We start from the raw sequence: 12,138 nt of genomic DNA on the forward strand, positions 1-12,138 counted from the left end.
TCAGGATTGCGGCGCTGTCGCGATGCTGGAGGGGTCCGTGGTGGTGTCGATCGGCATCCCGGCTTCCTTGCGCTCCGAATAGCGATCTACGAGTTGGGCAGTGTGTGGGCGCAGCAGTATCGTGAACCGCACCAGCTCCTCCATCACATCCACAATCCGGTCGTAATAGCTCGACGCCTTCATGCGCCCGGTGTCATCGAACTCGTTGAACGCCTTGGCGACGCTCGACTGGTTCGGGATCGTCACCATCCGCATCCAGCGACCCAGCACGCGCAGCGTGTTGACGCTGTTGAAAGACTGTGATCCGGCCGACACCTGCATGACCGCGAGCGTGCGTCCCTGCGTCGGACGCATCCCGCCCATCGACAGCGGCAGATGGTCGATCTGCAGCTTCATGATGCCGGTGATCTGGCCGTGACGTTCCGGGCTGCACCACACCTGTCCTTCCGACCATAGAGACAGCTCGCGCAGCTCGTGGACGGCCGGATGGTCGTCGCGGGCATGTTGGTCGGGCAGCGGCAGCGTCGATGGATCGAAGATGCGTGTCTCGCACCCGAAGAACCGGAGCAGGCGCGCCGCTTCCTCGACGCACAGCCGGGAGAAGGACCGTTCGCGCAGCGAACCATAGAGCAGAAGGATACGTGGCGCGGGATTGCACGGGCCGAGCCCGACAGCGGGTCGCTGGATGGCATAGGCGGGATCGAGCGCCGGTAGGGTATCGGGATCGGCGAGCGTGCGGAGCGGCATCAGAGAGCTTTCACGAGATAGGCGGCCGACGCGGGGCACAGTGCGGTGAATTCGCGCGATGCGGCGATGGCCGGGGGAGCAGCGCCGCGATCGGCATCGGCATAGCCGAGCGCCCGGAAGAATGGTGCGGCCGTGGTCGTCAGGAGGTGCAGGCGCTCCACCCCGAGGTCGTGTGCCTGTCGTTCGAGGTCGGCGACCAACACCCGCCCGAGGCCAAGTCGACGGCGATCGGGGACGACGACGATCGAGCGGAGCAAGCGGTCGGCCCCTGCTCCCTCGAGCCCACCGAAACCGACGAGGCTACCGGCCTCGATCCGGAAGAACAGGCGGCCGGGATCGGCGAGATCGGCACTCGGCAGGTTCGCGGCATCGAGCAATTGTGCCAAGCCAGCCAGACCGGCAGGTTCGAGCACCGTGGCGACCATTCTGGTCATGCGATGCTGATCCTGATCGCAAGCCCCGCGAGCGTGATGAGCAGCACCGGCACGGTGAGTGTCACGCCGACACGGAAGTAATAGCCCCATCCGATCCGCACGCCCTTTTGCCCGAGGACGTGGAGCCAGAGCAGCGTCGCGAGTGAGCCGATCGGCGTCAGCTTGGGGCCGAGATCGCAGCCGATCACGTTGGCATAGATCATCGCTTCCTTGATCGCGCCCGTGGCGTGGGTGGCGTCGATCGACAGCGCGCCCACCAACACAGTCGGCATGTTGTTCATCACCGACGACATAATCGCCGCGATCACACCCGTACCCAGCGCGGCGCCCCACACGCCGCCTTGCGCCGTGCGATCGAGCAGCGCCGCCAGATGGTCGGTCAGGCCGGCGTTCCGCAGGCCATAGACGACCAGGTACATGCCGAGAGAGAAGATCACGACCTGCCAGGGTGCGCCGCGCAGCACCTTGGCCGCTGAGATCACATGGCCGCGCCCCGCGATCACCAGCAACAGGATCGCGCCGGCAGCGGCGACGGCGCTGACCGGCACGCCGAGCGGTTCGAGCAGGAAGAACCCGGCGAGCAGCAGCCCAAGCACGATCCATCCGGCGCGGAAGGTCGCGGCGTCGCGGATCGCGTCACGCGGCGTACGTAGCGCGCCTACGTCATAATTCGCCGGTATGTCGCGCCGGAAGAACAGCAGCAGCGCGCCAAGCGTCGCTGCGATCGACACCAGGTCGACCGGCACCATCACGGAAGCATAGTCGCCGAACCCGACACGAAAGAAGTCGGCCGACACGATGTTGACGAGGTTCGATACGACCAGCGGCAGGCTGGCGGTGTCGGCGATGAACCCGGCCGCCATGACGAACGCCAGCGTCGCCTTGTCTCTGAACCCCAGCGCCCGCAGCATGGCGATGACGATCGGCGTCAGGATCAGCGCCGCCCCGTCGTTGGCAAACAGCGCGGACACGCCTGCGCCGAGCAGCACGATCAGGACGAACAGCCGGCGACCATGCCCGCCGCCCCAGCGGGCGACGTGCAGCGCCGCCCACTCGAAAAATCCGGCTTCGTCGAGCAACAGGCTGATGACGATGATCGCGACGAACGCGGCCGTCGCGTTCCAGACGAGGACCCATACCACCGGCACGTCGGACAGGGTGACGACACCCGCGAGCAGCGCCACCACCGCCCCGCCCATCGCGCTCCACCCGATCCCGAGGCCCTTGGGTTGCCAGATGACGAGCGTGATCGTCGCGACGAAGATCAGGACGGCAAGGAGCATCAGGCGACGCGCTGGCCCGACGCGTCCACCACCTGTTCGCCGTCTTCCTTGGCGAACGCGCCGAGCTGGCCGCTCGGCAGCAGATCAAGGACGGCTTCAGAAGGGCGGCACAACTCCACGCCGAGCGGCGAGACGACCAGCGGCCGGTTGATGAGGATCGGGTGTGCCATCATCGCATCGACCAGCGCATCGTCGGATAGCGACGTGTCGCCCAGGCCCAGCTCGGCATAGGGCGTCCCCTTCTCGCGCAGCAGCGCGCGGGGCGTCATGCCGGCGCGGTCGATCAGCTCGACCAGCAGCGCACGCGCGGGTGGGGTCTTCAGATACTCGACCACGTGCGGCTCGATGCCGGCGTTGCGAATAAGACCGAGCGTGTTGCGCGACGTGCCGCACTCGGGGTTGTGATAGATGACGATATCGACGGACATGGGACGTCCTTTCAGCAGCAGGGGGTGAGTTCGGCGACGAGCGGCGCGCACAGCTCCGCATTGCCGGCGCAGCAGTCCTTGACGAGGAACAGCGTCAGCGCGCGCAGGCCGTCCAGATCGGCGCGATAGATGATCGATCGGCTATGGCGTTCCGATTGGACCAGTCCCGCGCGAGCAAGAATGCCGAGGTGCGCCGACATGGTATTTTGCGGCACGTCGAGCTGGCGGGCGATATCACCCGCAGCCATGCCGTCCGGCTCGTGCCGCACCAACAGGCGGAACACGTCGAGCCGTGTCCCTTGCGCAAGCGCGCCTAGCGCAGCGATAGCCGAATCGTTTTCCATATATCCAGAATAGACGATATATTGGGCTTGTCCAGTTTTGCGCACGCTGTCTCGCCGTCAGCACTTGCCGGAATGGCAATAACGGCCATGCGGGATTGATCGCGCCAGTCGTCGATCCGGCGCCGGCCTCTCACATCGCCGATACGGGTGGTTCCAACGTGCCCAGCCAGGCAACGAGCGCCAGGATCGTGATGGCGCAGCCACCCTCGATCGCGAGACTGCGCAGCAGAGTGCCGAGTGCGCCGCGAAGATCGGCCGCGGCGATCGAGCGCTCGAGAGCCGGTGTCAGCCGGAAGCGATTAAGCGACGCGAGCCCCAGCATCGCGCCCAACAGCGCGAGTTTGGCGAGAAGAAGCTGGCCGTAGAGGGTGTCGGGAAGGCGCTGCAGATTGCCGACGCCAACCAGCAGCCAGCCATTCACCAGACCCGTTACCACGATCGTGCCGACCAGAATCGTACCCGCGAGACCGAAGCCGTGCAGTGCGCGATGGCTCAGTCGGAGATGGGCGACGTCGACGCGACTAGGCGCACGCGTGACGAGCAGCGTCAGACCGAGCAGGGCGCCGACCCAGGCGCCGGCTGCCCATAGGTGCAGAATATCCGCCAGTAGATGAACCCAGCCGGTCGCACCCTCGTCCATTGCGCCGTGACCCGTCCAGGCGAGCGTTGCGAGCGCGATCCCCGCCGCGACCGCAACCAGGCCGAGCGGAGCGGTCCGTCCTCGCGCGATCAGCGCGAAAATGGTCCCGACCACCAGCGCGATCATGCGAGTTTCCCACGCCGTGCCCGTCGCAGATCTGGTAAGCAGCATTCCGATCGCCTCGCGGTCGACCGGCCAGGGCGGCGCCCCTGCCATCGCCGCAGCGAGGAGCGCGAGAGCGATGCAGGAGAACAGGAGCCCCAGCAGGCCGCATCCGACGAGCCACGGGCGTAAGGCGATGGCGTCCGCGCGTTCGCCGCCCTTGAGGCCGTAGAGGCCGAAGGTCGATAAGCCGAACAGGCCACTCAGCGTCATGTAGAGCGCAAAGCGAACCGCGATCAGCGGCCAGTCGGCGTCCACCTTACTTCACTGCGAAGGCGATATTGCCGGTGACGCGGTGCGTGTCGGCCGAGACGACATGCCATGCGACGCTATAGCGTCCTGCGGCGAGCGGCGCCTTCGGCGTGACGACGAGGGTGCGGCCATCTCCGCCGACCGCGGCCGCGGCGGTGACCTTCATCGGTGCATGCTCGGTGCCGCCATGACCGGTCATCACGAGGTCCGCGCCCGAAAACTTCGGCATCAGCTTCTCGCTGAAACGAAGCGTGATGCGCGCAGGCTTGGCGACGGTCGCGTTCGCTGCCGGCGAGGCCGACAGGAGCTTGGGATGAGCCTGGGCGGCGCCGGCGATGCCGAGAAGGGCCAAGGTGGCAGGCAGGAAGATGCGACGCATGGGGCTACTCCGTGAGGTTCGTGCTCTATTTACGCGGCCCGATCGCCCACCCCTCACCGCCGCATGAGGGATGATGGGCAGCCTCGCGTATCGAATGCTAGAGGGGTGGAGTGGAAAGCATGGAAGATCTGGACAGAGCATTGGCGAGGCTGGCAGGCGCACCTGTCCCTGCCGCGCTGGAGGGGATCGAGGATCAGGTCCTCGCCCGCATCGGCACGCGCCCTGTCGTGCGCCAAGCCGGGCTCGGCCTCGGCGCGGTGACGATCGCGGCGCTCGCGATGGGCGTGATCGGCGCGGAGCTGCCGGCGACCGCCAGCCCGGCGGTATCGCTCGCTCCGTTAGGGGGCGCATCGCCTCTCGCGCCGTCGAGCTTGCTGATCGGCGAACCATGACCTCGACCAGGCGCCTCCTTTTCTGCGTCCTCTTAGCCTTCCTGGCGGCGATCGGAGGCGTGTTCGTCGGACGAGCGCTGTTGCCCCAGCCCAAGCAGCCCGGCGCGGCGCTCCACGAGGTGCTGCACCACAAGCTCGCGCTCGATGCCGACCAGCAGGCCCGGTTGAAAATTCTGGAAGACCGTTTCGCGGTGCAGCGGCGTGCGCTCGAACTCGAGCTGCGCGCCGCCAATGCCCACCTCGCCGAGGCGATCGAAGCCGAACACGGCAATGGCCCGCGGGTCACGGCTGCGGTCGATCAGAGCCATGCCGCAATGGGCGAGCTGCAGAAGGCGACGCTCGCGCACATCTTCGCCATGCGGCAGCTCCTGCGGCCCAATCAGACATCCCAATTCGACGACGCGGTGGTGAAGGCGCTCACCGACGGCCAGGGGTGAGCCTCGACTGGACCGCGCTGTCCGACGGCGAGCTGGCGGCGCTCAGCATCGCCGGTCGACAGGCCGCCTTTGCCGAAATCGTGCGCCGCTATCGTCAGCCGGTGTTCCGGCTTGTCCGGGCGTGCGTCGGGGAGCCCGACGAAGCGCTCGACCTCGTTCAAGAGACCTTCGTCGCTGCGCACCAAGCCCTTTCCCGTTACGACGCCCAGCGCGCCATGAAGGCGTGGCTGTCGACGATCGCGATCAACAAATGTCGTGATTGGGCGAGGAAGCGCACTGTGCGCCGCTTCGTCTCCTTCGCCCTTCCGATCGACGGGCAGGCCGAGACGATCGTGGACGATCAGGTGCCGATCGATGACAGCGCGGCCGACCGACAGGAGTTGGACCGCGTGACACGCGCCATCTCGACCCTGCCGGCTAACCTGAAGGAGCCTCTGGTACTTCGGACGATCGAAGGGCTGAGCCAGGCCGAAACGGCCGAGGTGCTGGGGATCAGCCAGAAGGCGGTGGAAACTCGCCTTTATCGCGCGCGGGCGCGGCTGCTCGAAAAACTAGGGAACCGCTGAGGGTTGGACAGATCGGCCGCGTAGAAGGGTCGACGGCCCTTCACGGCCCCATTCTTAGGAGCTTGCATGTCGCGCGTTCTCGACCGCCGCCAGGTGCTGCGCGGTGCCAGTCTGGCAGGCGGCGGCCTCGCCTTGTCGGCCTATATGCCGGCATGGGCACAGCCCGTCTCGGCCGGCATCGCCAAGCTGTTGCCCACGGTGTCGGGCGAGGACATCACGCTCAAGGTCGCGCATCAGATGATGATGATCGACGGGCGGCAGAGCCACGCCATCGGCATCAACGGCACCGTGCCCGCTCCGCTCATCCGCTTGCGCGAGGGGCAGAACGTCCGCCTCCACGTCGTCAATGAGCTCGACGAGGAAACCTCGATCCACTGGCACGGGCTGCTTCTCCCCTTCCAGATGGACGGGGTTCCCGGGATCGCCTTCCCCGGCATTCCGGCGCGATCGACGTTCACCTACGAGTTCCCGATCATCCAGAGCGGCACCTACTGGTACCATAGCCATTCGGGGCTTCAGGAGCAGGAGGGGCATTACGGCCCGATCCTGATCGACCCGAAGAACCCCGATCCGGTGAAGTTCGACCGGGAGCACGTGATCGTGCTGTCCGACCACAGCTTCCACCACCCGCACTACCTCTTCGATCGGTTGAAGAAGGAGTCGGGCTACTTCAACCGCCAGCGCCAGACCCTGGCCGGGCTTCTCGCCGGCAAGGATCAGTCGCTGAAAGAGCGGTTGGAGTGGGGCAAGATGCGGATGGACCCCGCCGACGTCGCCGACGTCACGGGTTCGGTCTACACCTACCTGGTCAACGGTTACGGACCCAAGGACAACTGGACGGCGCTGTTCCGACCCAGCGAGCGAGTGCGGCTGCGCTTCATCAACGCATCGTCGATGACCACCTTTAACGTCCGCATCCCGGGCCTGCCGATGACGATCGTCGCGGCCGATGGCTTGAACGTCCGTCCGATCGAGATCGACGAGTTCCAGTTCGGCCCGGCGGAAACCTATGACGCGATCGTCACGCCGCCCGACCTGCGCGCCTATACGCTGGTCGGCGAGAGCATCGACCGCTCCGGCATGGCGCGCGCGACGCTCGCGCCGCGCGAAGGCATGGCTGCCGAGGTGCCTCCGCTCCGCAAGCGCCCGCTCGCGACCATGAAGGACATGGGCATGGGCGGCATGGATCATGGCACGATGGACCATGGTGCTAAGGGCGCCGCGGCGGGATCGATGTCGGGCATGGACCATGCCGCGATGGGTCACGGCACCGGCACGATGCCGGGCATGGATCATTCGCAAATGAACCATGGGGCGGCCAGCGCCGCAGCGGGCAGCATGGCGGGCATGGACCACGGGCAGGCCCAAGGCTCCGCCATGCCCGGGATGGGCCAGGCAGGCGGGGCAATGCCCGGCATGAGCGGCGATCAGATGGGCGGCATGGACATGTCGGGCATGGACATGGGCGCGATGAACATGCGCGACTTCTCCAAAGCGCCAGAGGTGACGAAGGGACCGGGCGTGCAGACCATCTCGCCAATGCCGGTCGATCGCACCGGCGATCCCGGACAGGGGCTCGAGAACGTCGGGCACCGTGTGCTGACGTATCGAGATCTGATGGCGCTCGATCGCAATCCGGACACGCGTGCGCCGGAACGCGAGATCAAACTGCATCTGACCGGTAACATGGAGCGCTACATGTGGGGCTTCGACGGCGAAAAGCTGTCGGAGAACCCCGATCCGATTACCATCCTCCATGGCGAGCGAGTGCGGGTGACGCTCATCAACGACACGATGATGGGTCATCCCATCCACATTCACGGCCACTTTTTCGACTTGGTGACGGGTAAGGGCGCTTATGCGCCTCGGAAGCATACCGTGCTGGTCCAACCGGGCGGCACTGTGAGCTGGGACGTGACCGGGGAGGAAGGCGACTGGGCCTTCCACTGCCATATGCTCTACCACATGCATGCCGGCATGATGCGGGTCGTCCAGGTCCGCAAGGCAGGAGCGGCAGCATGACGCGCGCGCTTCTTCTTGCCGGCCTGGCGTCGTTCGGCCTCGCCGCCCCCGCGATCGGGCAAAGCATGGACCACTCCATGATGCCGGGCATGTCCATGCCCGGGATGAAGATGCCCGCCAAAAAACCGGCCGCGCGCGCGAAGCCGGCCACGAAGAAGCCGGCGGTCAGGAAGGCACCGGCTCGGAAGGCACCGGTCAGGCGCGCCGCTCGGCCCGCGGCCGACCCTCACGCCGGGCACGACATGACAGGCATGAAGATGCCCGGGATGAGCATGGGCCGGACCCCGGCTCCCGATCCCCACGTCGGCCACGACATGAGCGGGATGCAGGGGATGGATATGGGCGGTCAGCAGGCCGCGCCCGCCAAGGACCCGCACGCCGGGCACGATATGTCGGCCATGCCCGGCATGGGAGCATCGACCGGCGCTCAGCAGGACCCACATGCGGGCCATGACATGAGCGCGATGCCGGGCATGGCGATGTCCGGTAATCAGTCGGCCGCGAAGGTCGGAACCGACCTTTCCCCCGGCAACAAGCCCGCTCCCGCCCCTGCCGGCGACCACCTCGCGGACCGTTTGTGGGGAGCGGACGTCATGGCCAGCTCGCGCGAAAACGATCTGCGCCGCGAGCACGGCGGGATGACCGTCTATCAAATCCTCTTCAACCTCGCCGAATATCAGGCGGGCAAGGGCGGTGACGGCTATCGCTGGGATGGCGAGGCTTGGATCGGAGGCGACATCAATCGCTTCACGCTCAAGACCGAGGGAGAAGGTACGTTCGGCAAGCCGCTCGAACAGGCCGAGGTGCAAGCGCTCTACAGTCGGGCGCTCGATCCTTACTGGAACCTCCAGGCAGGCGTTCGCTACGACTTCAAGCCCAACCCTTCGCGCACCTATGCGACGGTAGGGATCGAGGGATTGGCCCCCGGTTGGTTCGAAGTGGAGGGCGCGCTGTTCCTCTCCGACAAGGGCGACGTGCTTGGCCGTGCCGAAGGCTATTACGATCAGCGCATCACCAACTGGTTCGTGCTCCAGCCCCGGGTAGAGGCCAACCTCTCGGCCCAGGATGTGCCCGAAACCGGCACCGGCTCGGGGCTCACCGACCTCGAGGCGGGGTTTCGTCTTCGCTACGAGGGGCGTCGCGAGTTCGCCCCTTACATCGGCGTGTCCTGGGAACGGCAGTTCGGCGACACGGCGCGCTTTACCCGCGCACGCGGTGACAACACCGGCGGCTTCAGTTTCGTGGCGGGTGTGAGGACCTGGTTCTGAGCCCGCGGCTGCGCCTCCACATCGGGGCGAGCAAGGTCCACCGCTGGCTCGCCCTCCTGATCGGGGCGCAGGTGATCGTGTGGTTCACCAGCGGGCTCGTCATGGCCCTGCTGCCGATCGATACGGTGCACGGAGATCACCGGATAGATCGTGATGCCGAGCCGGCGCTTTCGAGCGCCCAGGCATTCGCACCCGTTCCGACGCTGTTAACGGCTGCTGGCTCGCCCGTCCGTCAGCTTCAGCATCGCGTGCTGCTCGGTCGGCCTGTGGTCGAAGCGCAACTTGCGTCGGGCGGTGTCCGGTTGCTGGACGCCCGCACCGCGACCGTGCTCCCGCCGATTGATGCATCGACCGCTGGCGCCATCGCCAGGAAGGCATATCGCGGTAAGTCCGCCACCTCGACCGTGGAGCGTGTCGAGCGGGCGAGCCCCGAATATCGTGGCGCACTGCCAGCATGGCGCACCTCGTTCGCCGATGACGATGCCACCCGCATCTACGTGTCGGCCGAGACAGGACGGCTGACGTCGGTGCGCACCGGCACGTGGCGGCTCTACGATTTCTTCTGGGGGCTCCACATCATGGACTGGACCCAGCACGAGCGTTTCAACACGCCTTGGCTGAAGGCGTTCGCTGCCGGCGGTCTCGTCTTCGGCGTGGCGGGCGCGATCCTTCTGTTCATGCGCTGGCCGCGTCGACGGCGTAAATCCCGAGGGATGCGTCAGGGCGCCGCGTAATACTCTTCAGGCGGCGTGCCAGAGGAGAATGTGCGATGGACCCCCAGGATCATCAGTCTGGCCAGAGTGGCGGGATGGGAATGAGCTATGGACGGTTCGCGGCGATGATCGCGACCTCCACGATCGTCATGTTCGGGCTCATGTACCTCAACACCTATGCGTTGAGCCATGTCGAATACAGCCAGACCAGGACATGGATGGCGATCGTCATGGGAGCGGTGATGGCGCTCATCATGATCGGCTTCATGTGGGGTATGTACCCCGACCGGCGCGCCAACCTCGGCATCGTCGCCGGTGCGATCGTCGTCTTTGCGGGCGCTCTATGGCTTGTTCGCAGTCAGGAAACCGTGGGCGACGTCGCCTATATGAAAGCGATGATCCCGCACCACTCGATAGCGATCATGACGAGCGATCGCGCGCATATCAAAGACCCTGAGGTACGGAAGCTGGCGGATGGGATCATCGACGCCCAGGTGCGTGAGATCGCGCAAATGAAGCGGGCTATCGCTCGGCTCGAGGCTCACCCAACCGCCGACGATGCGCCCGACCTTCCTTCCTATCGGGACAAGCAGGTCGCTCCTCCCCCGCCGGAGAGGGATGAAAGCGTTGGCGTGAATACGCTCCAGCCGATCCGGTAATTCCCGCCGCCTTGAGGGATGGCGCGTCGGGACGCGTATCATCTTCACGGGCGGGGGCCACGTGGAGAAACCAGATGAAGATGATCGCGACCATGACCGCCGCCCTGCTTGCCGCCTCACCGGCGCTCGCCCAGCAAGCCGGGCACCAGGGTATGAACCATCAGGGCATGAATCATTCCGGCATGATGCCGCCGACGGCGGCTGATCCCTATGGCCCGGACATGATGAAGATGCACGAGCGCATGATGGCGGCGAAGGGCGCCGATGCCGGCGAGACGTGGATTCGTCAGATGATCGAGCACCACCGCGGCGCGATCGCGATGTCGCAGACGGCACTCCGGAGCACCCAGAACGCTGAAATCCGACGTGAGGCGCAGAAGACCATCGACAGCCAGAACCGCGAGATCGCGACGCTGAATGCGATGCTTCGCAAAATGGGCAAGCGCGCCCAGTAACGGATGCAAGCCTAGCCCCTCTCTCCGTGAGGGGGGCAGGCTTTCGAGGAGTTGGGGATGAGCCGATCTTTCCGCACAGCGATGGCCGCTCTGTTGCTCGGTGTCCCGGCGACTGCGATGGCTGCGGCCGACATCACCATGCACCGCGATCCGGGATGCCCGTGCTGTGAAAAATGGGCGAAGCAGGTGAAGGCTCAGTTCGGCCGCGCCGTGCGCGTCGTCGACGACGCGAACCGCCCGGCGCTAATGAAGGCTCGCGGCGTGCCCGGTGACCTTGCATCATGTCACACTGCGATCATCGACGGCATGACCTTCGAGGGCCATGTACCGATCGCCGACATGAAGCGCGCGTTGGCGACCAAGCCAAAGGGTGTGACCGGGCTCGCGGTAGCGGGCATGCCGATGGGATCGCTGGGTATGGAGATGCCCGGCATGAAGGCTCAGGCCTACGACGTGATTGCGTTCGGACCGGGTGGACGTCGCGTCTACGCCCATCATGGCTAGGTAGCGGCGGGGGCGGATAGCCGCCCCCGCCGCCTCTGGATCAGTGCTTCATGCCCGACATGTCGTGGCCGGGATGATCGCCTTGCTTGCTGTCCTTCATGCCGGCGCAGCAGTCGGCCTTCTTGCCGTCCTTTTCCTTGCAGCAATCTGCGCCGTCCTTGCAGCACGCCATGTCGGCGCAGCAAGAGCCGGCCGCGAATGCGACACCGGGGATCGCCAGCGCCAGAGCGGCGCCGATCAGCTTGATCTTGGTCATCGGTAACTCCGTCGATTGAATGTGTGTGGTCGGGAAGATCACACGGTTCGCGGAGGCGGCGTGGCTGGAGGAACGGGCATGCCGATGAGTCCTTCAACATGCCGAGGGCGGAGAGCCATGCGAACGGAAGGAGCAGCGTCGACCGGCGCCAACACAGTGGGCTGAACTGCCGTGCACGGGGTCGAGCAGGCTGCTTG

At 66.0% G+C, this 12,138-nt stretch carries 17 protein-coding genes; 9 read left to right on the forward strand and 8 right to left on the reverse strand.

The annotated features are described in order from the left end of the window. The 7 genes from arsH to copC all read right to left on the reverse strand — a co-directional run bounded on the left by arsH (position 1) and on the right by copC (position 4,669). Positions 1-747, reverse strand: a complete 747-nt coding sequence (gene arsH, locus HRV97_RS14935) for an arsenical resistance protein ArsH (RefSeq protein ID WP_069319176.1) — start codon at positions 745-747, stop codon at positions 1-3. Further along, a complete protein-coding gene (gene arsN2, locus HRV97_RS14940) occupies positions 747-1,181 on the reverse strand; it encodes an arsenic resistance N-acetyltransferase ArsN2 (RefSeq protein ID WP_420911749.1) in 435 nt (144 codons plus the stop codon). Before arsN2 ends, arsH begins: the two co-directional genes overlap by 1 nt. Beyond that, a complete protein-coding gene (locus HRV97_RS14945) occupies positions 1,178-2,464 on the reverse strand; it encodes an arsenic transporter (protein ID WP_174195060.1) in 1,287 nt (428 codons plus the stop codon). The genes arsN2 and HRV97_RS14945 overlap by 4 nt, the downstream gene beginning before the upstream one ends. Beyond that, entirely contained in the window at positions 2,464-2,892 is a 429-nt protein-coding gene (gene arsC, locus HRV97_RS14950; protein WP_069319179.1) for an arsenate reductase (glutaredoxin), read from the reverse strand. The genes HRV97_RS14945 and arsC overlap by 1 nt, the downstream gene beginning before the upstream one ends. An 11-nt stretch (positions 2,893-2,903) precedes the next feature. Next, positions 2,904-3,236 (reverse strand): ArsR/SmtB family transcription factor, encoded by a 333-nt coding sequence (locus HRV97_RS14955; protein ID WP_069319180.1) that lies wholly within the window; start codon positions 3,234-3,236, stop codon positions 2,904-2,906. A 130-nt stretch (positions 3,237-3,366) separates the two neighbouring features. After that, positions 3,367-4,296, reverse strand: coding sequence for a copper homeostasis membrane protein CopD (copD, locus tag HRV97_RS14960; protein WP_131818579.1), 930 nt, complete (start codon positions 4,294-4,296; stop codon positions 3,367-3,369). Between the two features lies 1 nt (position 4,297). After that, the gene (copC, locus tag HRV97_RS14965) at positions 4,298-4,669 is read right to left on the reverse strand and encodes a copper homeostasis periplasmic binding protein CopC (protein WP_069319181.1); all 372 of its coding nucleotides are present in this window, start codon (positions 4,667-4,669) and stop codon (positions 4,298-4,300) included. A gap of 119 nt (positions 4,670-4,788) precedes the next feature. Here copC and HRV97_RS14970 point away from each other — a divergent pair, with 119 nt between their 5' ends. The 9 genes from HRV97_RS14970 to HRV97_RS15010 all read left to right on the forward strand — a co-directional run bounded on the left by HRV97_RS14970 (position 4,789) and on the right by HRV97_RS15010 (position 11,685). After that, complete coding sequence (locus HRV97_RS14970) at positions 4,789-5,061, forward strand: hypothetical protein (RefSeq protein WP_069319182.1); 273 nt, start codon at positions 4,789-4,791, stop codon at positions 5,059-5,061. Next, positions 5,058-5,498, forward strand: coding sequence for a periplasmic heavy metal sensor (locus tag HRV97_RS14975; protein ID WP_069319183.1), 441 nt, complete (start codon positions 5,058-5,060; stop codon positions 5,496-5,498). Before HRV97_RS14970 ends, HRV97_RS14975 begins: the two co-directional genes overlap by 4 nt. Further along, positions 5,495-6,064 carry a sigma-70 family RNA polymerase sigma factor gene (locus HRV97_RS14980; RefSeq protein WP_174195061.1) on the forward strand — a complete coding sequence of 190 codons (570 nt, stop codon included), beginning with the start codon at positions 5,495-5,497 and terminating at the stop codon, positions 6,062-6,064. The genes HRV97_RS14975 and HRV97_RS14980 overlap by 4 nt, the downstream gene beginning before the upstream one ends. A gap of 66 nt (positions 6,065-6,130) precedes the next feature. Beyond that, positions 6,131-8,086, forward strand: coding sequence for a copper resistance system multicopper oxidase (locus HRV97_RS14985; protein WP_174195062.1), 1,956 nt, complete (start codon positions 6,131-6,133; stop codon positions 8,084-8,086). Continuing rightward, positions 8,083-9,354: a copper resistance protein B gene (locus HRV97_RS14990; RefSeq protein ID WP_174195063.1), complete on the forward strand. Its 1,272-nt coding sequence runs from the start codon at positions 8,083-8,085 to the stop codon at positions 9,352-9,354. Before HRV97_RS14985 ends, HRV97_RS14990 begins: the two co-directional genes overlap by 4 nt. A 20-nt stretch (positions 9,355-9,374) precedes the next feature. Beyond that, positions 9,375-10,088: a PepSY domain-containing protein gene (locus HRV97_RS14995; protein ID WP_343044529.1), complete on the forward strand. Its 714-nt coding sequence runs from the start codon at positions 9,375-9,377 to the stop codon at positions 10,086-10,088. Positions 10,089-10,123: 35 nt separating this feature from the next. Continuing rightward, positions 10,124-10,726: a DUF305 domain-containing protein gene (locus HRV97_RS15000; protein ID WP_223176890.1), complete on the forward strand. Its 603-nt coding sequence runs from the start codon at positions 10,124-10,126 to the stop codon at positions 10,724-10,726. A 74-nt stretch (positions 10,727-10,800) separates the two neighbouring features. Further along, positions 10,801-11,181: a DUF305 domain-containing protein gene (locus HRV97_RS15005; protein ID WP_174195064.1), complete on the forward strand. Its 381-nt coding sequence runs from the start codon at positions 10,801-10,803 to the stop codon at positions 11,179-11,181. Positions 11,182-11,238: 57 nt separating this feature from the next. Further along, positions 11,239-11,685, forward strand: coding sequence for a DUF411 domain-containing protein (locus HRV97_RS15010; RefSeq protein WP_246248777.1), 447 nt, complete (start codon positions 11,239-11,241; stop codon positions 11,683-11,685). Positions 11,686-11,725: 40 nt separating this feature from the next. Here the strand turns inward: HRV97_RS15010 and HRV97_RS15015 are convergent, their stop codons facing one another. Next, positions 11,726-11,941, reverse strand: a complete 216-nt coding sequence (locus tag HRV97_RS15015) for a hypothetical protein (RefSeq protein WP_174195065.1) — start codon at positions 11,939-11,941, stop codon at positions 11,726-11,728. Positions 11,942-12,138: the final 197 nt, after the last annotated feature.

Origin of the sequence: Sphingomonas hominis, assembly GCF_013328205.1 — a bacterium.
Lineage (GTDB): Bacteria > Pseudomonadota > Alphaproteobacteria > Sphingomonadales > Sphingomonadaceae > Sphingomonas > Sphingomonas hominis.

Excerpts from the sequence above, each read along its gene's own strand:
- HRV97_RS14970 (WP_069319182.1), top strand. The coding sequence starts at position 4,789 with ATGGAAGATCTGGACAGAGCATTGGCGAGGCTGGCAGGCGCACCTGTC.
- copC (WP_069319181.1), bottom strand. The coding sequence starts at position 4,669 with ATGCGTCGCATCTTCCTGCCTGCCACCTTGGCCCTTCTCGGCATCGCC.
- HRV97_RS14975 (WP_069319183.1), top strand. The coding sequence starts at position 5,058 with ATGACCTCGACCAGGCGCCTCCTTTTCTGCGTCCTCTTAGCCTTCCTG.
- HRV97_RS15010 (WP_246248777.1), top strand. The coding sequence starts at position 11,239 with ATGAGCCGATCTTTCCGCACAGCGATGGCCGCTCTGTTGCTCGGTGTC.
- HRV97_RS15000 (WP_223176890.1), top strand. The coding sequence starts at position 10,124 with ATGGACCCCCAGGATCATCAGTCTGGCCAGAGTGGCGGGATGGGAATG.
- HRV97_RS15015 (WP_174195065.1), bottom strand. The coding sequence starts at position 11,941 with ATGACCAAGATCAAGCTGATCGGCGCCGCTCTGGCGCTGGCGATCCCC.
- arsH (WP_069319176.1), bottom strand. The coding sequence starts at position 747 with ATGCCGCTCCGCACGCTCGCCGATCCCGATACCCTACCGGCGCTCGAT.
- HRV97_RS14990 (WP_174195063.1), top strand. The coding sequence starts at position 8,083 with ATGACGCGCGCGCTTCTTCTTGCCGGCCTGGCGTCGTTCGGCCTCGCC.
- arsC (WP_069319179.1), bottom strand. The coding sequence starts at position 2,892 with ATGTCCGTCGATATCGTCATCTATCACAACCCCGAGTGCGGCACGTCG.
- HRV97_RS14945 (WP_174195060.1), bottom strand. The coding sequence starts at position 2,464 with ATGCTCCTTGCCGTCCTGATCTTCGTCGCGACGATCACGCTCGTCATC.
- arsN2 (WP_420911749.1), bottom strand. The coding sequence starts at position 1,181 with ATGACCAGAATGGTCGCCACGGTGCTCGAACCTGCCGGTCTGGCTGGC.
- HRV97_RS15005 (WP_174195064.1), top strand. The coding sequence starts at position 10,801 with ATGAAGATGATCGCGACCATGACCGCCGCCCTGCTTGCCGCCTCACCG.
- HRV97_RS14955 (WP_069319180.1), bottom strand. The coding sequence starts at position 3,236 with ATGGAAAACGATTCGGCTATCGCTGCGCTAGGCGCGCTTGCGCAAGGG.
- HRV97_RS14985 (WP_174195062.1), top strand. The coding sequence starts at position 6,131 with ATGTCGCGCGTTCTCGACCGCCGCCAGGTGCTGCGCGGTGCCAGTCTG.